The following is a 26,424-nucleotide window of genomic DNA, read 5'->3' as shown; positions in this document are numbered from 1 at the left end:
TCAAGGGGTTTCGATACGGCGCTGCAGCAGGTTGATCAGCAGCAGCAGGATGAAGGAAACCACCAGCATCAGCACGCCGATGGCAGTGGCGCCGGTGTAGTCGTACTGGTCCAGCTTGACCATGATCAAGAGCGGCAGGATCTCGGTCTTCATCGGCATGTTGCCGGCGATGAAGATCACCGAACCGTACTCGCCCACGCCACGGGCAAACGCCAGGGCGAAGCCGGTCAGCCAAGCCGGCAGCAGCGCCGGCGCCAGCACGTGGCGGAACACCTGCAACGGCTTGGCGCCCAGGCAGGCCGCGGCCTCTTCGACTTCCCGCGGGATATCGGCCAGTACCGGCTGCACCGTGCGCACCACGAACGGCAGCGTGACGAAGGTCAGCGCCAGGGTGATGCCCAGCGGGGTGTAGGCGATCTTGAAGCCCAGGTCGGTGGCGAACTGCCCCACCCAGCCGGCCGGTGCGTACAGCGCCGTCAGGGCAATACCCGCCACAGCCGTGGGCAGGGCGAACGGCAGGTCGATCATCGCATCGATGACCTTGCGTCCCGGGAAGTCGTAGCGCACCAACACCCAGGCCAGCAGGGTGCCGATCACACCATTGATGAGCGCGGCGAACAGCGCGGTGCCGAAGCTCAGCTTCAACGCCGCGAGTACTCGCGGTGCGCTGACCACGGCCCAGAACTGGTCCCAGGTCAGCTGCGCGGCGTGTACGAACATGGCAGCCAGCGGTATGAGCACAATCAGGCTGAGGTACACCAAGGTGTAGCCCAGTGTCAGCCCGAAGCCGGGTATGACGGGGGAAATACGACGTGACATAAAGGTCCCTGGTTGAACGCACGAAGCCCGCGCGCGCGCGCGGGGTGGGGCTGGTTTCTTAATCGTGGGGCTGCTTTGCAGCCCATCGCTGGCAAGCCAGCTCCCACTGGCCTGAGAGCCGCGCTATTCGTGTGGGAGCCGGCTTGCCGGCGATGGGCCGCAAAGCGGCCCCGCTTTTCCTTGGCGATCACTGTGCCTGATAGATCTGGTCGAAGACACCGCCGTCGTTGAAGAACTTGGGTTGTGCAGTCTTCCAGCCACCGAAGTCCTTGTCGATGGTCACCAGCTCCAGTTTCGGGAATTGCTTGCCGAACTCGGCCGCAACTTTCTCGTCACGCGGACGGTAGAAGTTCTCGGCGGCGATCTTCTGGCCCGCCGGGCTGTACAGGTGCTTCAAGTACTCGGTGGCGATGTCGATGTTGCCCTTCTTCTCGGCGTTCTTGTCCACCACCGCCACCGGCGGCTCGGCGAGGATCGACAGGGAGGGCACGACGATCTCGAACTTGTCGCTGCCGCCGTCTTCCTTCAATGCCAGGAAGGCCTCGTTCTCCCAGGCCAACAGTACATCGCCCTGGCCATTGTTGACGAAGGTGATGGTCGAGCCCCGGGCACCGGTATCGAGCACCGGCACATGCTTGAACAGCGCCTGCACGTATTCCTTGGCCTTGTCCTCGCTGCCGCCGGTCTTCAGGCCATAGGCCCAGGCCGCCAGGAAGTTCCAGCGTGCACCGCCGGAGGTCTTGGGGTTTGGAGTGATGACGGAGACATCCGGCTTGATCAAGTCGCCCCAGTCTTTGATGCCCTTGGGGTTGCCCTTGCGCACCAGGAACACGATGGTCGAGGTGTAGGGGGTGCTGGCATCCGGCAGGCGGCTTTGCCAGTCGGCAGGCAGGCTCTTGCCGAGCTTGGCCACCTCGTCGATGTCACCCGCCAGGGCCAGGGTCACCACATCGGCACGCAGGCCATCGATCACTGCCCGCGCCTGCTTGCCCGAGCCCCCGTGGGACTGCTGGATCTTCACCTTGTCGTCTGGGTGCGTGGCCTGCCAGTGCTTGATGAACTCGGCGTTGTACTGCTGGTAAAGCTCGCGGGTCGGGTCGTAGGACACGTTCAACAGTTCGTAGTCCTTGGCGATCGCGGAACCGGCAAAAACGGCACTGGCCAGGGCGGCAAGCGCATAACGGCGGATGGACATGGTGAAGCTCCCGATTGGCATTTTTTCTAGTTTGTAGGTGATGCGCGATCAGCCGGACTTGTTGCCGGGCTGCTGCAGGCGGAACTTCTCCTTGCGCTCGATCTGCACGACCTGGGCGTTGTGCACGGTGATCTCTACCGCGCCGAAGCGCAGGTCACGCAGGGCGCTCTGGATCTCACGCAGAATGGTGGCTTCGTCCTGGCCGTCGATGCTACGCACGGATGCACTCATGCTCGTTCTCCTTGTCAATGAAGTGCCGGGCAGAGGAAGGGGATTGCGCCTGGCTTGAGGGCAATCTTAGAGAGCGGCATTTATTCTGAAAAATACTGTTTAAGAATTTTTATATAACTATTTTAAAATTCTACGCCGCCCCTTCTGTAGGAGCGGCCTTGTGCCGCGATGGGGCGCGAAGCGGCCCTGAATCCAGCTTGCGCAAGATGCCTGATGAACCGCATTGCTTGATTCAAGGGCCGCTTCGCGCCCCATCGCGGCACAAGGCCGCTCCTACAGGGCGCGTGTTTTGGTCAGGCTTCTTCCGGCTCGCGGATCTTGTACCAGGCCACGTACAGCGCCGGCAGGAACAGCAGCGTCAGCAGCGTTGCACTGATGATGCCGCCGATCATGGCGTAGGCCATCGGCCCCCAGAACACTTCCCGGGCGATCGGGATCATGCCCAGGCTGGCGGCGGCGGCGGTGAGCAGGATCGGCCGACGCCGGTGGTTGGTGGCCTCCACCACCGCATCCCAGGGCGAAAGGCCCTGTTCGCGGAACTCGTCGATCTGGGTGACCAGGATCACCGAGTTGCGGATGATGATGCCGGCCAGGGCGAGGATGCCGAGGATCGCCACGAAGCCCATGGGCGTACCGGTCGGCACCAGGGCCAGGACCACACCGATCAGTCCCAGCGGCGCCACGCTGACCACCAGGAACAGCTTCTGCACGCTGTGCAGCTGGATCATCAGGAACGTCGCCATCAGGAACAGCATCAAGGGGATCACCTTAGCGATCGGCCCTTGGGCCTTGCTGCTCTCCTCCACCGTGCCGCCGGTGGCCACTTCATAGCCGACCGGCAGTTGGCTGGCGAACTCGTCGATCTTTGGCTTGAGCTGGGCGACTAGGTCGGTGGGCTGGATGTCGCCGTTGACCGAGGCCTTGATGGTGATGGTCGGCTTGCGATCGCGACGCCACACCAACGGCTGCTCCAGTTCATAGCGCACCGTGGCGAACGCCAGCAACGGGATCGATGTGCCGTTGGGGGTGAGGATCTGCAGGTTCTGCAAGGTGTCGGGCGAGCCACGCTCGCTGTCTTCGGCACGCGCAACCACATTGACCAGATAGATGTTGTCGTTGACCTGGGTGACCGGCACACCGGTGACGATGCTGTTCATCACGTTGGCCACATCCTCGGACGACAGCCCCAGCTGGCGCGCCTTGTCCTGGGCGATCTCGACCCGCAGCACTTTGCCGGGCTCGTTCCAGTCGTAGATCATCTCGCCGATATGCTCGTTGGCATCGAGCAGGGTCGCAAGCTCGATGGCATGCCGGCGCACCTGGTCGATGTCCTTGCCGCTGACCCGGTACTGGATCGGCCGGCCTACCGGCGGGCCCATTTCCAGCGACTGGACGTTGGTGCCGATGCCGACGAAGTCCTTGCGCAAGCGCTCCTGCAGGCGCGCCATGAGCTCACCACGTTCCTCGAAGCCCTTGCTGACGATCACGAACTGTGCGTAGTAGGGATTTTGCAACTGTTGGTCCAGAGGCAGGTAGAAGCGGATCGCGCCCTGGCCGATGTAGGTGCTCCAGCGCTCGATGGTCGGGTCACCCTTGAGCGTCGCCTCGAAGCGGTCGACCACCTTGCGGGTTTCCTCGATCGAGGCATTCTGCGGCAGGTTGAGGTCAACGAGGATCTCCGGGCGGTCCGAGGATGGGAAGAACTGGTTCTGCACGAAGCGCATGCAGACCACCGACAGCACGAATAACACGATGGTGCCGATCACGGTCAGCCAGCGGTTGCGCATGCACCACAACAGGCCGTGCTCGAACGCCCGGCCCACGCGCCCGGGCTCGGCTTCATGGGCCTTGAGTTTGTTGCTGTTGAGGATATGCACGCCCAGCACCGGGGCGAAGAACACCGCCACCACCCAGGACACCAACAACGCCACCGCGATCACTGCGAACAAGGTATAGGTGTATTCGCCAGCGGAACTGGCGTTGAGCCCGATCGGCACGAAGCCGGCCACGGTCACCAGGGTCCCGGTCAGCATAGGGAAGGCGGTCGAGGTATAGGCGAAGGTCGCTGCCTGCTCCTTGCTTTCGCCCATCTCCAGGCGCGTGACCATCACTTCCACGGTGATCATCGCGTCATCCACCAGCAGGCCCAGGGCGATGATCAACGCACCGAGGGAGATCCGCTGCATGGTGATACCGCTGTACTCCATGAACACGAAGACCATGGCCAGCACCAGCGGAATGGAGCAGGCCACCACCAGGCCCGCGCGCACGCCAAGGCTGACGAAACTCACCGCCAGCACGATCACCACCGCCTCGAACAGGGCACTGGTGAAGCCGCCGACCGCCTGCTTGACCACCACCGCCTGGTCCGACACGGTATGCACGCCGATCCCCACCGGCAAGTCGTTGATCACGCGGTCCATGCGCGCCTTGAGCCGCTGGCCGAACACCTGGATATTACCGCCAGCCTTCATGCCGATGGCCAGGCCGATCGCGTCCTGCCCGTTGTAGCGGAACATCGGCGACGGCGGGTCGACATAACCGCGCTCGATGTCGGCGATATCGGCCAAACGGAAGAAACGATCGTTGATCCGCAGGTTGACGGTCTCCAGGTCCTTTTCCGAGGAGAACTGCCCGGTTGTACGCACGGAGATGCGCTCGGGGCCGGCTTCGATGACCCCGGCCGGCGTCACGGCGTTCTGCGATTGCAGGGCCTGCATGACCTGGCGCTGATCGATCCCCAGCGCCGCCAGCTTGCGGGTCGAGAAGTTCAGGTAGAGCACTTCGTCCTGGGTGCCGACCATCTCGATCTTGCCAATGTTGGGCACATCACGGACTTCGGCCCGAGCCTGCTCCACGTAGTCGCGCAACTGGCGCATGGTCAGGCCGTCGGCGGTAAAGGCATAGATCGAGCCGAACACGTCGCCGAACTCGTCGTTGAAGCCCGGCCCCTGGATACCCGACGGAAACTGGCCGCGGATGTCCTGGATCTTCTTGCGCACCTGGTACCAGATCTGTGGGATGTCCTTGCCCTTGGTGGTATCCCGCAAGTTGACATAGACCGTGGATTCGCCCGGGCGGGTATAGCTCTTGGTGTAGTCGAGGGAGTCGAGCTCCTCGAGCTTCTTCTCGATGCGGTCGGTGACCTGGTACAGCATTTCGTCCTGGGTGGCGCCGGGCCAGCGGGTCTGGATGACCATGGTCTTGATGGTGAAGGACGGGTCTTCTTCTCGCCCGAGGTTGAAGTACGAGAAGATCCCCATCAGCAGCCCGACGAACATCAGGTACCAGACGAAGGATTGATGCCTGAGTGCCCATTCGGACAGGTTGAAGCTTCCTTTCATTGCGCGTCCTCGTCGAATGCGACCTTCTGCCCTGGCTTGAGGCTGTTGACGCCAGCGGTGACCACACGCTCGCCCGGTTGCACGCCAGAAGCCAGGACGATGCTGCTGGCGGTGCGCTCGATCAGGGTGACGTCACGGGTCGCCACGGTCTTCTGTTGCGGGTCGATCACCCATACCTGAGGCTTGCCGGCGCCTTCGAACAGGGCACTGAGCGGCAGCTCGCTGCGCGGCGACACGGCGGAGGTCAACGTCACGCTGATCGCCGTGCCCAGATGGAAGGCATCCGGGGTGCTGGCCAGCGTCAGCCGCGCACGCCGGGTGCGGGTAGTGGCATCGGCCTGGGGCTCGAGCTCGCGCAGGGTGGCGGTGGTGTTGATGGCAGGGTCCAGTTGCGAGGCGACGGTGAAGGTCAATGCCTTGCTGAGCTGCTCGGCGAGGGTGATCGGCAGGTCGATCACCGCTTCCTTGACGTCCGGCCGCGCCAGGGTGACCACGGCCTGGCCGGCGCTGACCGTCTGCCCGGCCTCGGCCTGCCAGGCGGTGACCACGGCGGCGTGGTCGGTGCGCAAGGTGCTGTAGTCGAGCTGGTCGCGGGCCTGGCCGACCGCCGAGCGGGCCTGTTCCAGAGCAGCACCGGTGGTCTTCAGGTCGGTCTGGGCGATGTCCAGCTGAGCCTGGGCACCCACGCCCCGGTCATAGAGTTGCTGTTGCCGACGCGCGTTGGCCTGGGCGTTGATCCACTGCGCCTCGACCTTGGCCAGATCGCCTTCGGCGGCACGCAGCTGGTTCTGCTGGTCGGTCGGGTCGAGGGTGGCCAAGGTGTCGCCGGGCTGCACCTGGGCACCTACATCGACCCAGCGACGCGCGATGCGCCCCGATACCCGAAAGCCCAGGGTGCTCTCGAAGCGTGCCTGGATGCTGCCGGCGAACCGGCCCAGCTGTGAGTGCACCTGCGGCTCGACCACCACGGACAGTACCGGGCGCACCGGCACGGGGGCTTCTTCATCACCGCTGCACGCAGCCAGCGTAACACCGGCGCACAGCACCAGCAGCAAGCGTTTCATGGTGCGGCTCCTCCATCCTTGGCATCGACTTTCTCCACCTGCATACCCGGATGCAGCAACTGGCCGCCACTGACGACGACGGTTTCGCCACTCTTGAGGCCCTCGGCGACGACGATCTTGCCCGTGAGATAACGCGAAACCTGGACCTTGCGCAGGTCGACCTTGTCGCCCTCGCCCACCACCCATACCGCCGGCTCGTGCAACGCCTTGGTCAAGGCCGACCAGGGCAGTTCGATGCTCGGCCGGCCCTGGGCGTTGGCCGTTGCCGTCACCGGCGAGCCCAACTGCATGCCCGGCGGCACGTTGCGCAAGGCCACCTTGACCTGCACCGTGCCGCTCTGGGCGGACACCGTCGGGGTGATTTCACGCACACGGCCTTCGGCCTTGACCTGGGGGTTGTCCAGCAGGCTCACCGTCACGCCTTCGTCGCTGGGAGGTGCCACCAACAGAGACTCGTAGACATTGAACACCGCATCACGGTCGCCATCACGGGCCAGGCTGAAGATCGGCATGGTCGCCTGCACCACCTGGCCGACTTCGGCCTGGCGCGCGGTGATCACCCCATCGGCTTCGGACACCAGGGCCGTATAGCTCAGTTGCTCGCGGGCATTGGCCAGCTGCGCCTGGGCGGCCTTGAGCGCACTCTGGCTGCTGCGCAGGGCCGCTTCGGCGGAGTCGTACTCGCTCTGGCTGGTATAGCCCTTGGGCAGCAGCTTCTGCTGGCGGACGAAGGCGGCACTGGCCTGTGTCACCCGGGCCTGCTCGGCGAACACCTCGGCCTTGGCCGAGTCGACAGTGTTCTGCAGGTCCTTGGGGTCCAGGCGCGCCAACACCTGGTTGGCCTTGACGTGGTCACCCACATCGACGCTGCGGGAGATGATCTTGCCGCCCACGCGGAACGACAGGTCGGTCTGGACCCGCGCCTGCACATCACCGGTGAGGGTCACCCGGGCGGCGAAATCGGTGGGTTGTACCTGCAGCACGCCGACCCTGGGCAACTCGGCGGTGGATTCTTCCTTGCCACAGCCTGACAGCATGGACAGCAGCCCCAGGCAAACGACCATCAGCGGACGCGTTACCGTCATGCAGTCTCCTTGCTCGTGCCAAATGGATTTGAGGGACGCCAGTGAAGCGTAGATCAGGCTTTCACAACTGGCACTGATGTGGATCCATCAAAACATTCATCGACGGGATCGGGGATACTGGCCACTCTCCGGAAGCAGGAAACTCGCATGCTCACTACCCTGGCCATTGCCAACTACCGCTCGATCAACCAGTTGATCATGCCCCTGGGGCGGTTGAACGTGATCACCGGTGCCAATGGCAGCGGCAAGTCCAACCTCTACAAGGCGTTACGCCTGCTGGCGGAGACCGCGCGCGGCGGCGTGGTCAATGCGCTGGCAGCCGAGGGCGGGCTGGACTCGACCTTCTGGGCAGGCCCTGAAAAGATCAGCCGACGCATGCTCAAGGGCGAGGTCCCCGTGGAAGGTGGGCCACGCCAGCATGTGCGCCGTCTGAAAATGGGCTTCGCCGACCAGGATTTCGGCTATGCCATCGGCTTCGGGCTGCCAGAACCAAGTCGCTCGAAGTTCGCCCTCGATCCCCAGATCAAGCACGAAGCGATCTGGGCAGGAGCCCTATGCCGCCCAGCCAGCCTGCTGGTGGAGCGCAGCGGCGCGATGTGCCGCGCTCGCGAAGGACGCCAATGGCAGGTCATGAGCCAGCACATGACCGAATTCGACAGCCTGTTCGATCAGGTGGGCAGCCTGCAGGGCTCGCCTGAAGTCCTGCTCTTGCGCGAGCGGATCCGCAGCTGGCGATTCTACGACCATTTTCGTACCGACGCGGATGCCCCTGCCCGTCACTCACGCCTGGGCACCCGCACCCCGGTGTTGCATCACGACGGGAGAGACCTGGCCGCAGCGTTGCAAACCATCAAGGAAATTGGCGATTTCGACGCACTGCAAACGGCGATCAACGATGCCTTCCCCGGTTCGAAAATCGACATCGATGCCACCCCCGGCGGTCTGTTCAGCCTGCGCTTTCACCAGGCCGGGCTGCTGCGCCCGCTGAGCGCCGCGGAACTGTCCGACGGTACCCTGCGCTACCTGTTGCTGGTGGCCGCGCTGCTCACACCGCGCCCGCCCAGCATGATGGTGCTGAACGAGCCGGAAACCAGTCTGCACCCGGACCTTTTGCCCGCCCTGGCACGCCTGATCCGGCAAGCGGCACAGCATTGCCAGGTATGGGTGGTGTCGCATGCCCCGCGGTTGGTGGCGGCGCTTGAGGAAGACGAGGCGTGCAATTCGATTCGCCTGGAGAAAGAACTGGGGCAGACAGCGATGGTCGGGCAAGGAATGCTCGATGAGCCGGCCTGGTACTGGCCGGATTGAATCATCGCGGGGCAAGCAGACGCTGTAGCTGTGAAGCGGGCTTGCCCCGCGAAAGGGCCGCAACGCGGCCCCAGGGTGAATCAGGCGGACGCCGCGACCTGGGTCGGGCGCTGGACCTGGGAGGACTGGACATTCGCCATGGCCCCTTCCTCGATCGCCTGCTGGATCGCGCGGCGGCGGCGCTCTTCGGCGCGGCGGCTGAAGTACCAGATCAGGAAGGTCATCAGCGACACCGACAGCAGGATCAGGCTGGCCACGGCGTTGATCTCCGGCTTCACGCCCAAACGCACGGCGGAGAACACCTCCATCGGCAAGGTGGTCGAGCCCGGGCCGGACACGAAGCTGGCCAGCACCAGGTCGTCCAGCGACAGGGCGAAGGACATCATGCCGCCCGCCGCCAGCGACGGCGCGATCATCGGGATGGTGATCAGGAAGAACACCTTCCACGGCTTGGCGCCCAGGTCCATGGCAGCCTCTTCGATGGACAGGTCCAGCTCACGCAGGCGCGCCGACACCACCACCGCCACATAGGCGGCACAGAAGGTGGTATGGGCGATCCAGATGGTGACGATGCCGCGCTCCTGCGGCCAGCCGATCATCTGCGCCATGGCCACGAACAGCAGCAGCAGCGACAGACCGGTGATCACCTCAGGCATCACCAGCGGCGCGGTGACCAGGCCACCGAACAGCGTGCGGCCCTTGAAGCGGGTCACCCGGGTCAGCACGAAGGCCGCCAGGGTGCCCAGCGCCACGGCAGCGACCGCGGTATAGCAGGCGATCTCCAGCGAGCGCATCACCGAACCCATCAGCTGGGCGTTGTCGAGCAGACCGACGTACCACTTCACCGACCAGCCGCCCCATACCGTCACCAGCTTCGAGGCGTTGAACGAATAGATCACCAGGATCAGCATCGGCAGGTAGATGAACAGCAAGCCGAGCACCAGCATCAGCTTGGAGAAACTGAAGCGCTTCATGCCCTGCCCTCCATTTCTTTCGCCTGGCTGCGGTTGAACAGCAGGATGGGTACGATCAGGATCGCCAGCATCACCACTGCCAGGGCGGATGCCACCGGCCAGTCACGGTTGTTGAAGAATTCCTGCCACAGCACCTTGCCGATCATCAGGGTTTCCGGGCCGCCGAGCAGTTCCGGGATCACGAACTCACCCACCACCGGGATGAACACCAGCATGCAGCCAGCGATGATGCCGTTCTTCGACAGTGGCACGGTGATCTTCCAGAAGCTGTTGAACGTACTCGAGCCCAGGTCGCTGGCCGCCTCGAGCAGGCTCGGGTCGTGCTTGACCAGGTTGGCGTACAGCGGAAGGATCATGAACGGCAGGTACGAATAGACCACGCCGATGTAGACCGCCAGGTTGGTATTGAGGATCTGCAGGGGCTGGTCGATCAGGCCGGTCCACAACAGGAAGCCATTGAGCAGGCCGTTGTTGCTGAGGATCCCCATCCATGCGTAGACGCGGATCAGGATCGCGGTCCAGGTCGGCATCATGATCAGCAGCAGCAGGACGGTTTGCGTCTCCTTGCGTGCATTGGCGATGGCATAGGCCATCGGGTAGCCGATCAGCAGGCACAGCAGGGTACTGAAGAAAGCCATCTTCAGCGAGCCGAGGTAAGCCGAGATGTACAGCTCGTCCTCGGTCAACAGGCCGTAGTTGGCCATGTTGAGTACCAGCTGGAGCTTGTCCTCGACGTAGCTGTAGATTTCCGTGTAGGGCGGGATCGCCACGTCGGCTTCGGCGAAGCTGATCTTCAGCACGATGAAGAACGGCAGCATGAAGAACAGGAACAGCCAGATGAACGGGACGCCGATCACCAGATGGCGGCCCTCCGGCTTCACCTTGTTGAATGCTCGCTTGAGCTTGCGGATGTTCATGAGCGCAGTACCACGCCGCTGTCGTCTTCCCACCACACGTACACGTCGTCGCCCCAGGTCGGGCGAGTGCCCTGGCGCTCGGCGTTGGCGACGAACGACTGCACGACCTTGCCGCTGGGCAACTCGACGTAGAACACCGAATGGCCGCCCAGGTACGCGATGTCGTGGACCTTGCCGCGCGACCAGTTGTGCTCGAAGTCTGGCTGCTGGGTCGTGACCAGCATTTTTTCAGGGCGCAGTGCGTAGGTGATGTGCTTGTCCTCGACCGAGGTCGAAACACCATGGCCGACGTAGATCTTGCGCTCGAGCTCGGGCGAGGCGATCAGCGCATGGCCTTCGGCGTCATCGATCACCTCTGCCTCGAACAGGTTGACGTTGCCGATGAACTCGCACACCAAGCGGCTGGTCGGGGTCTCGTAGATGTCTACCGGCGAGCCGATCTGGGCGATCCAGCCCAGGTGCATGATGGCGATGCGCTGGGCCATGGTCATGGCTTCTTCCTGGTCGTGGGTCACCATCACGCAGGTCACGCCCACGCGCTCGATGATCTCCACCAGTTCCAGTTGCATCTGCGAACGCAGCTTCTTGTCCAGGGCACCCATCGGCTCATCGAGCAGCAGCAGCTTGGGGCGCTTGGCCAGGGAGCGAGCCAGGGCCACGCGCTGACGCTGGCCGCCAGAGAGCTGGTGCGGCTTGCGCTTGGCGTACTGGGTCATGTGCACCAGCTTGAGCATCTCGGCCACGCGGGCCTCGATCTCGGCCTTGGGCATCTTGTCCTGCTGCAGGCCGAAGGCGATGTTCTGCGCCACGGTCATGTGCGGGAACAGCGCATAGGACTGGAACATCATGTTGATCGGCCGCTCGTAGGGCGGCATGTCGGTGATGTCGACGCCATCGAGGAAGATCCGCCCTTCGGTCGGGCGCTCGAAGCCAGCCAGCATGCGCAGCAAGGTCGATTTGCCGGAACCGGAGCCACCGAGCAAGGCGAAGATCTCACCTTTGCGGATTTCCAGGGACACATCGTCCACGGCTACCGTTTCGTCGAATTTTTTCGTGACCCGGTCGATCTTGACCAGCACCTGCTTGGGTTGCTGGCCACCCTCGAGGGCTTTTTTATAGGCACCGGAGGCAACTGCCATGAGTGAAACTCCCAACAAGATTTTTATGCCCGCACGCCTGGCTTTCGCAGCCGGCGTGGCGGGTCTGGATAGTTACTTGCCCGACTTGACCTTGGTCCAGCTGCGGGTCATCAGACGTTGCACCTTGGGTGGCAACTCGGCATTGACGAACATCTTGTCCAGCACTTCCTGCGGTGGGTAAACCGCGGCGTCGGTCCTCACGGCCTGGTCCATCAGGTCACCAGCCTTGGGGTTCGGGTTGGCATAACCGACATAATCGCTGACCTGGGCGATGACCTCAGGTTTCAGCAGATAGTTGATGAAGGCGTGGGCCTCCTTGACGTTGTTGGCGTCCTTGGGGATCGCCAGCACGTCGAACCAGAGGTTGCCGCCTTCCTTGGGAATGGCGTAGGCCAGCTTCACGCCCTTGCCGGCTTCTTCGGCACGGGCCTTGGCCTGGAACACATCGCCCGAGAAACCTGCCGCGACGCAGATGTCGCCGTTGGCCAGGTCGGTGATGTACTTGGACGAGTGGAAGTAGGTCACGTACGGGCGTACCGCCAGCAGCTTCTGCTCGGCCTTGGCATAATCCTTGGGGTTGCTGCTGTTGGGGTCCAGGCCCATGTAGTTGAGCACCGCCGGCAGCATTTCGTCGGCCGAGTCGAGGAAGGCCACACCACACTTGGAGAGCTTCTTCATGTTCTCAGGCTCGAACAGCACGGCCCAGGAGTCGATGGTGTCGGTGCCCAACGCGGCCTTGACCTTCTCGACGTTGTAGCCGATGCCATTGGTACCCCACAGATAGGGCACGGCGTACTGGTTGCCCGGATCGTTCTTCTCGAGGCGCTTCATCAGCGCAGGATCCAGGTTGGAATAATTGGGCAGCAGGCTGCGGTCGAGCTTCTGGAAAGCGCCCGCCTTGATCTGCTTGCCGAGGAAATGGTTGGACGGCACCACCACGTCATAGCCGGTGCGTCCGGCCAGCAGCTTGCCTTCCAGGGTTTCGTTGGAATCGAAGACGTCGTACTTGGCCTCGATACCGGTTTCCTTGTGGAAATCGGCAAGGGTCGTCGGCCCGATGTAGTCCGACCAGTTATAGATATGCACCGTCGGCGCTGCTTGGACGCCGAATGCCAGCGTCAGACCCGCTCCAGCCATCATGGCCTTGCGAAATAAGGAAATAGACAAGTGGGTGGTCCTCACGATCAGTGCCTCCAGGTGCCGGCGTGACGCCGCCGTACACGCAAAACCGGCGCGCAACTTACCTTCGCTGCATCGATGCCGCAAACTAATTTGCCTTGCAGGCCTTCTGGGCCGGGAAACCCCGGCCCAGAAGGCTTCGAGACGGGCTTACTTGCCCGACTTGATCTTGGTCCAGCTGCGGGTGATCAAGCGCTGCGCGCTGGCTTCAGGTGCAGCGATCGCATACAGCTGCTTCTTCACTTCAGCAGGCGGATAGATGCTCGGGTCGCTGGTGATTTCCTTGTCCACGTACTGGGTGGCGGCCTTGTTGCCGTTCGGGAAGCGCACGGCGTTGGTGATCTCGGCCATGATTTCCGGCTGCATCAGGAAGTCCATGAACTTGTACGCGGCATCCTTGTGCTCGGCATCTTTAGGGATGGCGACCATGTCGTAGAACGTACCGGCACCTTCTTTCGGAATGATGTAGTCCACTTTGACCTTGTCGCCGGCTTCGTGAGCGCGGGCCTTGGACTGCTCCAGGTCGCCCGAGTAACCGACGGCCACGCAGATGTTGCCGTTGGCCATGTCGCCGATGTACTTGGACGAGTGGAAGTAGGTGATCGAAGGACGAATGCTCAGGAACAGCTCCTCGGCCTTCTTCAGGTCGTCTTTCTTGGTGCTGTTGCTCGGTAAGCCCAGGTAGTGCAGCGCAGCCGGAATCATCTCGGTCGGCGCGTCGAGGAAGCTCACGCCACAGCTTTTGAGCTTGGCGATGTTCTCGGGCTTGAACACCACATCCCAGGAATCGATCTTGTCCACGCCCAGCGCAGCCTTGACCTTCTCCGGGTTGTAGCCGATGCCGATGGAGCCCCACATGTATGGGAAGGCATGCTTGTTGCCCGGGTCGCTGGCATCGCCCACGGCCTTGAGCAGGTCTTCGTCCAGGTTCTTCCAGTTCGGCAACTTGGAACGGTCCAGTTCCTCGTAGACGCCTGCCTTGATCTGCTTGGCCAGGAAGTTGTTGGACGGCACGACCACGTCATAACCCGACTTGCCCGCCAGCAACTTGGCTTCCAAGGTTTCGTTGCTGTCGAACACGTCGTACTTGACCTTGATGCCGCTTTGTTTCTCGAACTTGGCGATGGTGTCCGGCGCGATATAGTCCGACCAGTTATAGACGTTCAATACCTTGTCTTCAGCCTGAACAGCGGTTGCCATGGCACCCAACAGGGCCGTGGCCAGCAACGTCTTGCCCATTTTCTTCATGCGAAATGCTCCAGAATTTATTATCAAGCCATCTGTTCAGCAGCCAAGATCCCACGGTACAGCGCTGGGCGACTGAAACAGTCGCTAGTCTGGCAAGTTACAAGGCGCTGTTTCAAGGAAAGCAGGGCCTTGTAACCGCTTAATGTCACGCTGCCAGCCTAGCAGACCGTTACTTGATCGCCTCATAAGTCAAATCCAGGCACTTGCGTGCCTTTTCCACCAGCTCGTCAATCTCTTCACGGCTGATTACCAAGGGCGGTGCGATGATCATGGTGTCGCCCACCGCACGCATCACCAGGCCGTTTTCGAAGCAATGTTGGCGGCAGATCATGCCAACGCCCTTGCCCTCGAAGCGGCTGCGGGTGGCCTTGTCCTTGACCAGCTCGATCGCGCCGAGCAGGCCCAGGCCGCGGACCTCGCCCACCAGCGGGTGGTCCAGAAGCTCGCGCAAACGCATTTGCAAATAAGGTGCCGTGCCTGCCTTGGCACGCTCGATGATCTTCTCATCACGCAGGATGCGCAGGTTTTCCAGGCCCACGGCAGCCGCGACCGGGTGGCCGGAGTAGGTGAAGCCGTGGTTGAAGTCCCCGCCCTCGGCGAGCACCTTGGCCACTTCGTCACGAACGATCACACCGCCCATGGGGATGTAACCGGAGGTCAGGCCCTTGGCGATGGTCATCAGGTCGGGTTCGAGGCCGTAGTAGTCGGAGCCGAACCATTCGCCGGTGCGGCCGAAACCACAGATCACTTCATCGGCGACGAACAGGATGTCGTACTTGGCGAGGATCTCCTTGACCTTGGGCCAGTAGGTTTCAGGCGGGATGATCACCCCACCGGCCCCCTGGATCGGCTCGGCGATGAAGGCGGCGACGTTGTCCTCGCCGACTTCCAGGATCTTCTTCTCCAACTGCTCGGCGGCCCAGACGCCGAATTCGTCCGGGGTCATGTCGCCCCCCTCGCCGAACCAGTAAGGCTGCGGGATATGCACGATGCCAGGGATCGGCAGGCCGCCCTGCTCGTGCATGCCGCTCATGCCGCCCAGGCTTGCGCCGGCGACGGTGGAGCCGTGGTAGCCGTTGATACGGCCGATGAGGGTCTGCTTGCCGGGCTTGCCCTTGAGCGCCCAGTAATGGCGGACCATGCGCAGCACGGTGTCGTTGCCTTCGGAGCCGGAGCCGGTGAAGAACACATGGGTCATGCCCTTGGGCGCCACGTCGGTGATCGCCTTGGCCAGCTCCAGCGCTGGCGGGTGGGCGGTCTGGAAGAACAGGTTGTAGTACGGCAGCTCGCGCATCTGTTTTTCCGCCGCCTGCACCAGCTCCTCGCGACCATAGCCGACCGCTACGCACCAAAGGCCCGCCATGCCGTCGAGGATCTTGTGCCCCTCGCTGTCCCACAAATGCACGCCCTGGGCCTTGGTGATGATGCGCGGCCCTTTTTCCTTCAGCTGCTTGTAATCGCTGAAAGGTGCAAGGTGGTGCTCACCGCTCAAGGTTTGCCATTCACGGGTTTGCGGGTTGTTGACGCTCATGGGCTTCTCCGTTATCCGACAGCCGCGCTCCAGCGGCCCCAGGGTTGATCAGACGGCAAACAGCAGGAACTCACGTTCCCAGGAGCTGATTACCCGTTTGAAGTTCTCGTGTTCGGCACGCTTGGTGGCGACGTAGCCGGTGATGAATTTCTTGCCCAGGTACTGGTCCAGGGCACGGCAGTTCTCCATGCGTTCCAGGGCATCCTCGATGGTCAGCGGCAGACGCAGGTTGCGGCGCTCATAGCCGCGGCCCTGGACCGGCGCGCTGGCACCGATCCCCTCGACCATGCCGATGTAGCCGCACAAGAGGCTCGCAGCGATGGCCAGGTAGGGGTTGGCATCAGCGCCTGGCAGGCGGTTCTCCACACGGCGGTTCTGTGGGCCGGCATCCGGCACGCGCAGGCCTACGGTGCGGTTCTCCTCGCCCCACTCGACGTTCACCGGTGCCGAGGTGTCCGGCAGGAAACGGCGGAACGAGTTGACGTTGGGGGCGAACAGCGGCAACGCCTCGGGGATGAACTTCTGCAACCCACCGATGTGGTGCAGGAACAGCTCGCTCATGCTGCCGTCATCGTTGGAAAAGATGTTCTTGCCGGTGGCCACGTCGATCACGCTCTGGTGCAGGTGCATGGCGCTGCCCGGCTCGCCGGTCATGGGCTTGGCCATGAAGGTGGCGGCCACGTTGTGCTTGAGCGCCGCCTCGCGCATGGTGCGCTTGAACACCAGGATCTGGTCGGCCAGGTGCAAGGCGCTGCCGTGACGGAAGTTAATCTCCATCTGCGCCGTGCCGTCCTCGTGGATCAATGTGTCCAGGTCCAGCTGCTGCAGTTCGCACCAGTCGTAGACGTCTTCGAACAGCGGGTCGAATTCGTTGGCGGCCTCGATGGAGAATGACTGGCGACCGGTTTCCGGGCGGCCGGAGCGGCCTACCGGCGGCTGCAACGGAAAGTCCGGGTCTTCGCTGCGCTTGGTCAGGTAGAACTCCATTTCCGGCGCGACGATCGGCTGCCAGCCTTTGTCGGCATACAGCTTGAGGACCTTCTTGAGCACGTTGCGCGGCGACAGCTCGACCGGGTTGCCCTTCTTGTCATAGGTGTCGTGGATCACCTGGGCGGTCGGCTCGATGGCCCAAGGCACGAGAAACACCGCGTTCTCGTCGGGGCGGCAGATCATGTCGATATCGGCCGGGTCGAGCAATTCGTAATAGATGTCGTCGTCGACATAGTCGCCGGTCACCGTCTGCAGCAGCACGCTCTCGGGCAGACGCATGCCTTTTTCGGCGATGAACTTGTTGGTCGGCGAAATCTTGCCGCGGGTGATGCCGGTCAGGTCGCTGATCAGGCATTCCACTTCGGTGATCTTGTGCTCTTTCAACCAATCGGTGAGCTGGTCGAGGTTGTTACTCATAAATACCTCAGGAGGTAATGTGGCCCGGCTGATGAAGGTCGGGCGCCGCTGACGCCTGGCGTCGATCAAGGCGGGCGCTGCCTGGCTGCAAGTGCCTGGACAGACCCGCGCCTTGATTCTGGATGCAGTGCTTGGCTAAAGCAAAAGCGCATGCACGGGACGGCAGCGGATACACTCGAAACAAGCGTGTCCGTGAAGCGAATGAAGGGCAGAAAAGCGAAAAGTCGTGCAGGAAACTGCTACGAAAGGAGGATGATCCGAGCCAGCCGTCAATTATTGCGAGCAGCGCACGCGCAACGGCTCCAAGGCGGGCCATGCCCTCGCGACGAATGCTGGGGGGACCTGACAGCGCGGCGCAGGCAGCACTTTCAGGTCGCGGCAAGCGGACCATATGACCCTCGTATTATTGTGTTCTGGGTTGTGGCCGAGCTTAGCCTTGTTCATTTTTTTACACAACACCTCCGTAAAAAATAAAACACGCTCAGCGCGAGATAGCCCTTTGCGCCCAAAATAGCGGATAATGATTCGCCCCCAGATGCAGCATTTCTGCCGTCGCTGTGCCATTTAGGGGCATCATGGGGTTGGCTTGACTTCGCCAGGTCTTTCGGATTGACTGGGCTTGCAAGCCCCCCTTGATTGATATTTTTAACAACAAAGGTGTTGCATCATGTCGGTACCCCCGCGTGCCGTTCAGCTTAACGAAGCGAACGCGTTCCTTAAGGAACATCCTGAGGTTCTCTACGTTGACCTTCTGATTGCAGATATGAATGGTGTGGTGCGCGGCAAGCGCATCGAGCGCACCAGCCTCCACAAGGTTTACGAGAAAGGCATCAACTTGCCCGCCTCCCTCTTCGCCCTGGATATCAACGGTTCCACCGTCGAAAGCACCGGGCTCGGCCTGGACATCGGCGATGCCGACCGCATCTGCTACCCGATTCCTGGCACCCTCTCCAACGAACCCTGGCAGAAGCGCCCTACCGCACAGTTGCTGATGACCATGCACGAGCTGGAAGGCGAGCCGTTCTTCGCCGACCCACGCGAGGTCCTGCGCCAGGTGGTAAGCAAGTTCACCGAGATGGGCCTGACCATCTGCGCGGCGTTCGAGCTGGAGTTCTACCTGATCGACCAGGAAAACGTGAACGGCCGTCCGCAGCCGCCCCGTTCGCCGATTTCCGGCAAGCGCCCACAGTCGACCCAGGTGTACCTGATCGACGACCTGGACGAATACGCCGACTGCCTGCAGGACATCCTCGAAGGCGCCAAGGAGCAAGGCATCCCTGCCGACGCCATCGTCAAGGAAAGTGCCCCGGCGCAGTTCGAGGTCAACCTGCACCATGTCGCCGACCCGCTCAAGGCCTGTGACTATGCGGTGCTGCTCAAGCGCCTGATCAAGAACATCGCCTACGACCATGAAATGGACACCACTTTCATGGCCAAGCCCTACCCGGGCCAGGCTGGCAACGGCCTGCATGTGCATATCTCCGTGCTGGACAAAGATGGCAACAACATCTTCACCAGCGAGGATCCCGAGCAGAACGCCGCGCTACGTCACGCTGTCGGCGGTGTGCTCGAGACCCTGCCCGCGTCCATGGCTTTCCTCTGCCCGAACGTCAACTCGTACCGCCGCTTCGGTGCGCAGTTCTATGTGCCGAACGCACCGAGCTGGGGCCTGGACAACCGCACCGTGGCCCTGCGCGTGCCTACCGGCTCGCCGGATGCCGTGCGCATCGAGCACCGCGTGGCCGGTGCCGACGCCAACCCGTACCTGATGATGGCTGCCGTGCTGGCCGGCGTGCACCATGGTCTGACCAACAAGGTCGAGCCGGGCGAGCCGATCGAAGGCAACTCGTACGAACAACTGGAGCAGAGCCTGCCGAACAACCTGCGCGATGCACTGCGCGAGCTGGACGACAGCGAGATCCTGAACAAGTACATCGATCCGAAGTACATCGACATCTTCGTCGCGTGCAAGGAGAGCGAGCTGGAGGAGTTCGAGCATTCGATCTCCGACCTCGAGTACAACTGGTACCTGCACACCGTGTAATGAAAACGCCGCCCTCAGGGGCGGCGTTTTTCATTGAATCACGGGTTGCCTGTACCGGCCCTATCGCCGGCAAGCCGGCTCCCACTTATCCCGCGCCGCACCTGTGGGAGCCGGCTTGCCGGCGATAGGGCCGTTGCAGGTAACGACTATTACAACGGTTTCTCGAAAATCTTCGAATTACGCTGGTAGTTGTACAGCGAAGCCCTTGCCGCCGGTAGGCGCTCAACGCCGCTGGGGGCAAAGCCGCGTTCGCGGAACCAGTGCGCGGTACGGGTCGTCAGCACGAACAGGGTATTGAGCCCCTGCTGCCGCGCCCGGCTCTCGATACGTTCGAGCAACTCGTCGCCGCGGCCACCATGGCGATACTCCGGGTTCACCGCCAGGCAAGCCAGCTCCCCCGCCTCCGAATCGGCGATCGGGTACAGCGCTGCGCAGGCGATGATCATGCCTTCGCGCTCGACCACGCTGAACTGTTCGATCTCACGCTCCAGCACCTCGCGCGAACGCCGCACCAGGATGCCCTGCTCTTCCAGCGGGCTGATCAGCTCCAGCAAGCCGCCGACATCGTCGATGGTCGCCTCGCGCACGACCTCGAACTGCTCCTGGGACACCAGCGTGCCGCCACCCTCGCGGGTGAACAGCTCGGTCAGCAACGCGCCGTCCTCGGCATAGCTGACGATATGGCTACGCGCCACGCCGCCCTTGCAGGCCTCGGCGGCGGCATCGAGCAGCTCGGCCTGGTAGTCGCTGCCCAAGCGCAGCAGGTGCGGTGCAACCTGCTGCGGCCGCAGTTCGCGCACCAGCTTGCCGTTTTCATCCAAAAGGCCCGGTGCGGCGCCGAACAGCAGCAGCTTGTCGGCCCCCAGCTCGATGGCAGCGCGGGTAGCCACGTCTTCGCAGGCCAGGTTGAAGATTTCGCCAGTGGGCGAGTAGCCCAAGGGCGAAAGCAACACGATTGAGCGCTCGTCCAACAGGCGGTTGATCCCCTTGCGGTCGATACGCCGCACCTCGCCGGTGTGGTGGTAGTCAACGCCTTCGAGCACGCCGATCGGGCGAGCGGTCACCAAGTTGCCGGACGCCACCCGCAGCCGCGAGCCTTGCATCGGCGAAGCGGCGATGTCCATGGACAACCGCGCCTCGATGGCCAGGCGCAAGGCACCGACGGCATCGATCACGCAATCGAGGGTCGCCGCATCGGTGATGCGCATGCCGCGATGATAGTGCGGCGTCAATCCGCGGGCGGCCAGGCGGCTTTCGATCTGCGGGCGCGAGCCATGCACCAGCACCAGCCGCACACCCAGGCTGTGCAACAGCACCAGGTCATGGACGATGTTGCCGAAATTGGGGTGGTCCACGCCATCGCCGGGGAGCATGACCACGAAGGTGCAATCGCGATGGGCATTGATATAGGGGGACGCATGGCGTAGCCAGTTGACGTATTCGGGCATGACAGGGCCTGTGGATAAGTGAACGGAGAACGGCGAAACAAACGGCGGCGTTCAAAATCATCGTCGGAACAGGCTTGCGGTCACGCGCGGTCTCCTCTAGGCAAGGACGAATCAGGTCGAAGAACGTTTAGCTCAGGCAATAGTGCCGGATCAGGTCACGCAATAGACGCACGGTAGGCTCGATTCGTGACATTTCAAGGTATTCGCCCGGTTGGTGCGCACAGGCAATGTCGCCTGGGCCGAGCACGATGGTCTGGCAACCCAGTTGCTGAAGATAAGGCGCTTCGGTGCCAAAGGCCACCGCTTCGGCACGATGCCCGGTAAGCCGCTCGGCCAGGTGCACCAGCTCGGTATCGGCCGGCTGCTCGAAGGGCGGTACCTCCGGGAACAGCGGCGCGTAGTCGATGCGCACTTCCAGGCGCTCGGCCAGCGGTACCAGCTTCTCACGGATGGCCGCACGCAACTGCTCGACGTCCATGCCCGGCAAGGGGCGCAGGTCGAACTCCAGGGCGCACTGGCCGCAGATACGGTTGGGGTTGTCGCCACCATGGATGCAACCGAAGTTCAAGGTCGGGGTCGGCACGCTGAACTGCGGGTTGCGGTAGGCCTGTTGCCATTGCTGGCGCAAACCCATCAGTTCGCCCATCACCGCGTGCATGGCCTCCAGGGCACTGTGCCCAAGCCTGGGGTCCGACGAATGGCCGCTGCGTCCGAGGATGTCGATGCGGTCCATGAGGATGCCTTTATGCATGCGAATCGGTCGCAACCCGGTGGGCTCGCCGATCACCGCCGCGCGGCCGAGGGGCTGGCCAGCCTCGGCCAAGGCGCGGGCACCGGACATGGAGCTTTCTTCGTCACAGGTAGCGAGGATCAGCAGCGGCTGCTTGAAGTCGTGAGCCAGAAGCGGCAAGACCGCCTCGATGACCAGCGCGAAAAAGCCTTTCATGTCGCAACTGCCAAGGCCCACCCAACGGCCGTCGATCTCGGTCAGCTTGAGTGGGTCGCTGGACCACAATTGCTCATCATAGGGCACGGTGTCGCTATGGCCGGCCAGGACCAGCCCGCCAGGGCCGCTGCCTCGGCTGGCCAGCAGGTTGAACTTGCCAGGAGTCACCTGGCGAATTTCGCAGGCAAAGCCCAAGTCGCCCAACCAGCCGGCCAGCAGTTCGATGACCTGGCGGTTGGACTGGTCCAGCGCAGGTTGGGTGCAACTGACCGAGGGCGCAGCGATCAGGGCGGCGAATTGGTCTTTCAGCGACGGCAACGGCATGCGCGTACTCCTCGGAGGCGTTGCCCATCATAGCAATGCCGTCCCCGCTTGCGGCAAGCAATGCTGGGGCCTTCTCGCTGCACAGGGCCGCTCCGACAAAGGCCGGCACTGGGCGCAGGCGCGGCCTCGTGTCGCGAAAGGGGTGTGAAGCGCCCCCAAATGCAACAGTCCACAAGCGACTCCTGTAGACTGCACCCAAAGATGCCCTCCTTCGAGCCTGCGATGCACAAAGAAACCGAACTCAAGCTCCGCGCCAGCCGCGAGACCCTGGCCGCCCTGCGCGAGCACCCCCTGCTGAAAAAGCGCAACAAGTCCGGTTGGCAGACCCGCGAACTGCTCAACCAGTACTTCGACACCCCGGAGCGTGAACTCTCCGCCGCCCACGTCGCCCTGCGCCTGCGCCGCGATGGCGAGCAGGTCATCCAGACCCTCAAGTGCCGCGGCCAGAGCGTGGCCGGCCTGTCCGAGCGCAACGAGTACGAATGGCACCTGGACAAGGTCAAGCTCGACCTGAAGAAGCTCGACGACACCTGCTGGCCGGCCCAGCTGGCCGGGCTGGACAAAAAGACCATCAAGCCGCTGTTCACCACCGACTTCACCCGCGAATATGCCGAAATCGCCTGGGGCCGTGGCAAGGCCAAGGTGGTGATCGAAGCCGCCCTGGACCAAGGCTTCGTGATTGCCGGCAAGCGCAAGGAAGCAATCTGCGAACTGGAACTGGAGCTGCGCGAAGGCGCGCCCGAGGCGCTGCTTGAACTCGCCGCCGAGCTGGCCACCAGCCTGCCCCTGATGCCGTGCGACATCAGCAAGGCCGAGCGTGGCTATCGCCTGCTCGAGCCCGACAGCTATGACCTGAGCCTGCCGACCACCGTGCTGGAAGCCGAAACCGCACTGGACGACGCCTTCGCCGCCCTTGCTTGGCAGTTGCTGGGCAGCAGCCAGCGCCTGGCCGAGCAGTACCGCCACAATGGCCACTGGAGCCTGTTGCAGGGTTGGGTGCAGTGCCTGGCAGAACTGCGCGCTCTAGTCAGCACCCTGGGCCAGGCTGCACCTCGGGCCACCACCCGTGAGCTGCGCAGCCGCCTGGACGCGCTGCTGGAAGACTGGCGCCCGCTGGTGCAGGCCGGTAATGACGATGAAGACGTCCGCCGCGTCGCCCCCGAGCAGTTCGCCGAAGAGCTGGAAGACACCCGCTGGGGCCAGTTCTCCCTGGAAACCTCGCGCTGGCTGCTGGCCCGCGCTTGGACCGAGGAGCGTAAAGGCCGTGGCGAACGCCAGGGCAAGGCGCACCTGGCCAGCTGGCTGATGCACCTGCTCGGCGAGGAAGCTCGTGCATTGCAATTGCCGCTGTACAAGCAGCGCCCCGAAGACCTGGCCGAACAGCTACCGCGCATCGAGCGCCTGCAGGCCTGGCTGCACCATGCCCGCCAGGTGCTGGACGTACCGCAACTCGACCGTCTCTATGGCGAGCTGAACAAACTGCACCAACTGGCCGAACAACCGTTGTCCGACGAGTTGTTGGAGGCCCGCATCGAACAGGCCCGCGCGGTGGACCAGAACCGCGCCTGGAAGTACCTGCTCAAATCTGCGTCCACGCGCTGATCCAGCGCGCAATGGGGCTGCTTTGCAGCCCTTTCGCGGCGCAAGGCCGCTCCTACAGGGGCGGCGACATGCGGAGGACGCGAGAGGTGCCTAGGCCAAGGGCAAGCTGGTCGTGGACTTGATCTCGGACAAGGCCACGATCGAATTGACCTCTTGGATCCCCGGCACATTCGACAGCTTCTCGAAGAAGAATCGCTCGTAGGCTTCGATGTCCGACGTGACGATGCGCAGCAGGAAGTCCACCGAGCCCATCAGCACATAGCATTCGAGTACCTCCGGAAAGCCGCGGATCGCCTCGGTGAACTCGGTGAAATTCGAGCGACCGTGGGCATTGAGCTTGACCTCAGCGAAGATCTGCGTGTTCAGGCCGACTTTCTTGCGGTCGAGCAACGTCACCTGGCTGCGGATCACGCCTTCATCTTTCAAACGCTGAATGCGCCGCCAGCAGGGCGATTGCGACAGCCCGACACGTTCGGCGATCTGCGCGCTGGACAACGAAGCGTCTTCTTGCAGTAACGCCAGGATGCGCCGGTCATAGGCGTCCAGTTCACCTTGCATTAATAAGTCCTTTAACTATGAAAATTTGAATTTCTCGATTCGAAAACCAAGGGAATCGGAGGAATCATAGCGGAGAATTATCCCAGTACCGCGTGTTCAGTCTGTTCGCGCTGCACAGTTTTGCGAGAGCCCGCTCCCACAGAGGTCAGCGCTTGCCACCGGTTCTTTGCTCCACAGCGCAGCCCGAAGGACGGGGTGGTCTCTCACAGGATCGCGCAAGATCCCGAAACCCTTTGCCCCGCCTGCACCTTGTCATGCCGGCTAGCCTTACCAGCACCGACCCATCTGGCAAGGAAGCCAAGTATGCACACCGACGATACCCACGCCCTCGACCTGGGCCGGCTGCTCGATGCCCTGCTGCTCGACCAGCGCCTGGATGCCGGCGATACCCTGCGCGTCCTCGAGCAGGCCAGCGGCCAGCCAAGCATCCACCCGCTGGAACGCATCGCCGGCCTGGCCCTCGAGGATCGTCAGCGCCCAGGCCGGCGCCTGGACCTGGACACCCTTTGCCAATGGCTCGCCAGCAAGGCCAAGCAACCCTTCTTGCGCATCGACCCGCTGCAGGTCGACGTGCAGAAGGTCAGCGGGTTGATGTCCCCGGCCTTCGCCCAGCGCCACGGCATATTGGCCGTGGCTGCGGACGACAACAGCGTCACGGTGGCCAGCGCCCAGCCCTACCAGTGCGAATGGGAAGCGGACCTTACTCGCAGCCTGGGCAAGCCGGTCCGGCGGGTACTGGCAAGCCCGGTGCAGATCCGCCAGCTGGCCCAGACCTTCTTTCGCCTGGCCCATTCGGTCCAGGGCGCCCAGTACCAGCAGCCTACCGCCTTGGGGGAGCTGGAGCAGTTGCTGGAGCTGGGTCAGCGCCATACCGACGCCAGCGCCGATGATGCGCATATCGTGCACATCGTCGACTGGGTGCTGCAGTACGCCATCGAGCAGCGGGCCAGCGATATCCACCTCGAACCGCGCCGCGAACAGGGGCAACTGCGTTATCGCATCGACGGCCTGCTGCACGGTGTCTATGCCTTTCCCGCAGGCGTCACCCTGGCCCTGGTCAGCCGCCTGAAACATCTGGGACGCATGGACGTAGCAGAAAAACGCCGCCCCCAGGACGGCCGCCTGAAAAGCCGCCTACCCGGTGGTGGCGAAGTGGAGCTGCGCCTGTCCACCCTGCCCACGCCCTTCGGCGAGAAACTCGTGCTGCGCCTGTTCGACCCGCAACAGCTGCACCAGGACTTCGACCGGCTGGGCCTGGAAGGCGAGCAACTGCGGCAATGGCAAGCCCTGCTCGGCCATCGCCAGGGCATCCTCCTGGTCACAGGCCCCACCGGGTCAGGCAAGACCAGTACGCTCTACGCCAGCCTTCGGCAACTGGCCACACCCCAGGTCAACCTGTGCACCATCGAAGACCCCATCGAACGCCTGGAGCCGGCGTTCAACCAATTGCAGGTCCAGCCGGGCCTGGACCTGGGTTTTGCCAACGGCGTCCGGGCCCTGCTGCGCCAGGACCCGGACATCATCATGGTGGGCGAGATCCGTGACCGCGAAACCGCACAGGTCGCCGTCCAGGCCGCATTGACCGGGCACCTGGTACTTTCCACGCTGCACACCGACGACGCCTGCAGCGCGATCACCCGGCTGCAAGAACTGGGCGTGGCCGACTACCTGATCAAGGCTACGCTGCTCGGCGTCATGGCTCAGCGCCTGGTGCGCACGCTGTGTGCCGACTGCCGGGGCGCTGCGGCCCACGAAACCCTGCCCTGCCGCACCTGCCGGGGCACCGGATACCACGGTCGCACGGGCCTGTTCGAGCTGTTGACGCCCAGTGCACAGCTGCGCGCCAGCATCGGCCCGGGCAGCGACTTGGCGACCTTGCGCCAACAGGCTGTTGCCGAAGGGCTGCAGGATCTGCGTCGGTGCGGCGAAGCGAAAGTCGAGGCCGGCACAACCAGCCTGGCGGAGGTGCTACGCGTCTGCTCTTGAGGAAAAAACCCTTGTATTCAGGGAACTTGCGTCACCTGGGCAAGATCAAAGCGGCCATCCCACAACCCTCACCAT

The 26,424-nt window shown here is 63.0% G+C and carries 20 protein-coding genes; 4 read left to right on the top strand and 16 right to left on the bottom strand.

Features of this window, described 5'->3' with window-relative positions:
- From cysT to IRZ56_RS04790, 6 genes are all read right to left on the bottom strand, one after another.
- Entirely contained in the window at positions 1-819 is an 819-nt protein-coding gene (cysT, locus tag IRZ56_RS04815; protein WP_196143878.1) for a sulfate ABC transporter permease subunit CysT, read from the bottom strand.
- Between the two features lie 187 nt (positions 820-1,006).
- A complete protein-coding gene (locus IRZ56_RS04810; protein ID WP_196143877.1) occupies positions 1,007-2,014 on the bottom strand; it encodes a sulfate ABC transporter substrate-binding protein in 1,008 nt (335 codons plus the stop codon).
- Positions 2,015-2,062: 48 nt separating this feature from the next.
- On the bottom strand, positions 2,063-2,245 hold the full coding sequence (gene oscA / locus IRZ56_RS04805) for a sulfur starvation response protein OscA (RefSeq protein ID WP_070092048.1): 183 nt from the start codon (positions 2,243-2,245) through the stop codon (positions 2,063-2,065).
- Between the two features lie 293 nt (positions 2,246-2,538).
- Positions 2,539-5,589 carry an efflux RND transporter permease subunit gene (locus IRZ56_RS04800; protein WP_196143876.1) on the bottom strand — a complete coding sequence of 1,017 codons (3,051 nt, stop codon included), beginning with the start codon at positions 5,587-5,589 and terminating at the stop codon, positions 2,539-2,541.
- Positions 5,586-6,653: an efflux RND transporter periplasmic adaptor subunit gene (locus IRZ56_RS04795; RefSeq protein ID WP_196143875.1), complete on the bottom strand. Its 1,068-nt coding sequence runs from the start codon at positions 6,651-6,653 to the stop codon at positions 5,586-5,588. The genes IRZ56_RS04800 and IRZ56_RS04795 overlap by 4 nt, the downstream gene beginning before the upstream one ends.
- The gene (locus tag IRZ56_RS04790) at positions 6,650-7,738 is read right to left on the bottom strand and encodes an efflux RND transporter periplasmic adaptor subunit (RefSeq protein ID WP_196143874.1); all 1,089 of its coding nucleotides are present in this window, start codon (positions 7,736-7,738) and stop codon (positions 6,650-6,652) included. Before IRZ56_RS04790 ends, IRZ56_RS04795 begins: the two co-directional genes overlap by 4 nt.
- Before the next feature lie 147 nt (positions 7,739-7,885).
- Between IRZ56_RS04790 and IRZ56_RS04785 the strand changes: the two genes are divergently transcribed.
- Positions 7,886-9,046 (top strand): AAA family ATPase, encoded by a 1,161-nt coding sequence (locus IRZ56_RS04785; RefSeq protein ID WP_196143873.1) that lies wholly within the window; start codon positions 7,886-7,888, stop codon positions 9,044-9,046.
- 80 nt (positions 9,047-9,126) lie between these two features.
- On the opposite strand, the gene IRZ56_RS04780 is transcribed toward IRZ56_RS04785, so the two are convergent.
- From IRZ56_RS04780 to IRZ56_RS04750, 7 genes are all read right to left on the bottom strand, one after another.
- On the bottom strand, positions 9,127-10,020 hold the full coding sequence (locus IRZ56_RS04780) for an ABC transporter permease subunit (RefSeq protein WP_196143872.1): 894 nt from the start codon (positions 10,018-10,020) through the stop codon (positions 9,127-9,129).
- Positions 10,017-10,937, bottom strand: coding sequence for an ABC transporter permease subunit (locus IRZ56_RS04775; protein WP_196143871.1), 921 nt, complete (start codon positions 10,935-10,937; stop codon positions 10,017-10,019). The genes IRZ56_RS04780 and IRZ56_RS04775 overlap by 4 nt, the downstream gene beginning before the upstream one ends.
- Positions 10,934-12,076, bottom strand: a complete 1,143-nt coding sequence (locus tag IRZ56_RS04770) for an ABC transporter ATP-binding protein (protein WP_196143870.1) — start codon at positions 12,074-12,076, stop codon at positions 10,934-10,936. Before IRZ56_RS04770 ends, IRZ56_RS04775 begins: the two co-directional genes overlap by 4 nt.
- 72 nt (positions 12,077-12,148) lie before the next feature.
- Positions 12,149-13,243, bottom strand: a complete 1,095-nt coding sequence (locus tag IRZ56_RS04765; protein ID WP_196143869.1) for a polyamine ABC transporter substrate-binding protein — start codon at positions 13,241-13,243, stop codon at positions 12,149-12,151.
- Positions 13,244-13,405: 162 nt separating this feature from the next.
- Positions 13,406-14,503, bottom strand: coding sequence for a polyamine ABC transporter substrate-binding protein (locus IRZ56_RS04760; protein WP_196143868.1), 1,098 nt, complete (start codon positions 14,501-14,503; stop codon positions 13,406-13,408).
- Positions 14,504-14,672: 169 nt separating this feature from the next.
- Complete coding sequence (locus tag IRZ56_RS04755) at positions 14,673-16,034, bottom strand: aspartate aminotransferase family protein (RefSeq protein ID WP_196143867.1); 1,362 nt, start codon at positions 16,032-16,034, stop codon at positions 14,673-14,675.
- Between the two features lie 48 nt (positions 16,035-16,082).
- Positions 16,083-17,441, bottom strand: coding sequence for a glutamine synthetase family protein (locus IRZ56_RS04750; RefSeq protein WP_084856531.1), 1,359 nt, complete (start codon positions 17,439-17,441; stop codon positions 16,083-16,085).
- A gap of 667 nt (positions 17,442-18,108) precedes the next feature.
- On the opposite strand from IRZ56_RS04750, the gene IRZ56_RS04745 reads away from it, so the two are divergent.
- The gene (locus IRZ56_RS04745; protein ID WP_196143866.1) at positions 18,109-19,485 is read left to right on the top strand and encodes a glutamine synthetase family protein; all 1,377 of its coding nucleotides are present in this window, start codon (positions 18,109-18,111) and stop codon (positions 19,483-19,485) included.
- 149 nt (positions 19,486-19,634) lie between these two features.
- Here IRZ56_RS04745 and argA read toward each other — a convergent pair whose 3' ends face one another.
- Positions 19,635-20,933 carry an amino-acid N-acetyltransferase gene (gene argA, locus IRZ56_RS04740; RefSeq protein WP_196143865.1) on the bottom strand — a complete coding sequence of 433 codons (1,299 nt, stop codon included), beginning with the start codon at positions 20,931-20,933 and terminating at the stop codon, positions 19,635-19,637.
- Between the two features lie 127 nt (positions 20,934-21,060).
- Positions 21,061-22,203 (bottom strand): acetylornithine deacetylase, encoded by a 1,143-nt coding sequence (argE, locus tag IRZ56_RS04735; RefSeq protein WP_196143864.1) that lies wholly within the window; start codon positions 22,201-22,203, stop codon positions 21,061-21,063.
- A gap of 222 nt (positions 22,204-22,425) precedes the next feature.
- Here argE and IRZ56_RS04730 point away from each other — a divergent pair, with 222 nt between their 5' ends.
- Positions 22,426-23,805, top strand: a complete 1,380-nt coding sequence (locus IRZ56_RS04730) for an inorganic triphosphatase (protein ID WP_196143863.1) — start codon at positions 22,426-22,428, stop codon at positions 23,803-23,805.
- Positions 23,806-23,895: 90 nt separating this feature from the next.
- Here IRZ56_RS04730 and IRZ56_RS04725 read toward each other — a convergent pair whose 3' ends face one another.
- Positions 23,896-24,363, bottom strand: a complete 468-nt coding sequence (locus tag IRZ56_RS04725) for an Lrp/AsnC family transcriptional regulator (protein WP_196143862.1) — start codon at positions 24,361-24,363, stop codon at positions 23,896-23,898.
- A gap of 303 nt (positions 24,364-24,666) precedes the next feature.
- Here IRZ56_RS04725 and IRZ56_RS04720 point away from each other — a divergent pair, with 303 nt between their 5' ends.
- Positions 24,667-26,349, top strand: coding sequence for a GspE/PulE family protein (locus IRZ56_RS04720; protein WP_196143861.1), 1,683 nt, complete (start codon positions 24,667-24,669; stop codon positions 26,347-26,349).
- Positions 26,350-26,424: the final 75 nt, after the last annotated feature.

The organism is Pseudomonas guariconensis, from assembly GCF_015680235.1.
Lineage (GTDB): Bacteria > Pseudomonadota > Gammaproteobacteria > Pseudomonadales > Pseudomonadaceae > Aquipseudomonas > Aquipseudomonas guariconensis_A.
The sequence above is the reverse complement of the archived record's forward strand: the minus strand, read 5'-3'. Positions and strand labels throughout refer to the sequence as shown.

Coding starts and splice junctions, on each gene's coding strand:
- IRZ56_RS04780 (WP_196143872.1), bottom strand. CDS start 10,020: ATGAAGCGCTTCAGTTTCTCCAAGCTGATGCTGGTGCTCGGCTTGCTG.
- argE (WP_196143864.1), bottom strand. CDS start 22,203: ATGCCGTTGCCGTCGCTGAAAGACCAATTCGCCGCCCTGATCGCTGCG.
- IRZ56_RS04795 (WP_196143875.1), bottom strand. CDS start 6,653: ATGAAACGCTTGCTGCTGGTGCTGTGCGCCGGTGTTACGCTGGCTGCG.
- argA (WP_196143865.1), bottom strand. CDS start 20,933: ATGCCCGAATACGTCAACTGGCTACGCCATGCGTCCCCCTATATCAAT.
- IRZ56_RS04730 (WP_196143863.1), top strand. CDS start 22,426: ATGCACAAAGAAACCGAACTCAAGCTCCGCGCCAGCCGCGAGACCCTG.
- IRZ56_RS04790 (WP_196143874.1), bottom strand. CDS start 7,738: ATGACGGTAACGCGTCCGCTGATGGTCGTTTGCCTGGGGCTGCTGTCC.
- IRZ56_RS04720 (WP_196143861.1), top strand. CDS start 24,667: ATGCACACCGACGATACCCACGCCCTCGACCTGGGCCGGCTGCTCGAT.
- cysT (WP_196143878.1), bottom strand. CDS start 819: ATGTCACGTCGTATTTCCCCCGTCATACCCGGCTTCGGGCTGACACTG.
- IRZ56_RS04725 (WP_196143862.1), bottom strand. CDS start 24,363: ATGCAAGGTGAACTGGACGCCTATGACCGGCGCATCCTGGCGTTACTG.
- IRZ56_RS04750 (WP_084856531.1), bottom strand. CDS start 17,441: ATGAGTAACAACCTCGACCAGCTCACCGATTGGTTGAAAGAGCACAAG.
- IRZ56_RS04745 (WP_196143866.1), top strand. CDS start 18,109: ATGTCGGTACCCCCGCGTGCCGTTCAGCTTAACGAAGCGAACGCGTTC.
- IRZ56_RS04810 (WP_196143877.1), bottom strand. CDS start 2,014: ATGTCCATCCGCCGTTATGCGCTTGCCGCCCTGGCCAGTGCCGTTTTT.
- IRZ56_RS04755 (WP_196143867.1), bottom strand. CDS start 16,034: ATGAGCGTCAACAACCCGCAAACCCGTGAATGGCAAACCTTGAGCGGT.
- IRZ56_RS04775 (WP_196143871.1), bottom strand. CDS start 10,937: ATGAACATCCGCAAGCTCAAGCGAGCATTCAACAAGGTGAAGCCGGAG.
- IRZ56_RS04785 (WP_196143873.1), top strand. CDS start 7,886: ATGCTCACTACCCTGGCCATTGCCAACTACCGCTCGATCAACCAGTTG.
- IRZ56_RS04760 (WP_196143868.1), bottom strand. CDS start 14,503: ATGAAGAAAATGGGCAAGACGTTGCTGGCCACGGCCCTGTTGGGTGCC.
- oscA (WP_070092048.1), bottom strand. CDS start 2,245: ATGAGTGCATCCGTGCGTAGCATCGACGGCCAGGACGAAGCCACCATT.
- IRZ56_RS04800 (WP_196143876.1), bottom strand. CDS start 5,589: ATGAAAGGAAGCTTCAACCTGTCCGAATGGGCACTCAGGCATCAATCC.
- IRZ56_RS04770 (WP_196143870.1), bottom strand. CDS start 12,076: ATGGCAGTTGCCTCCGGTGCCTATAAAAAAGCCCTCGAGGGTGGCCAG.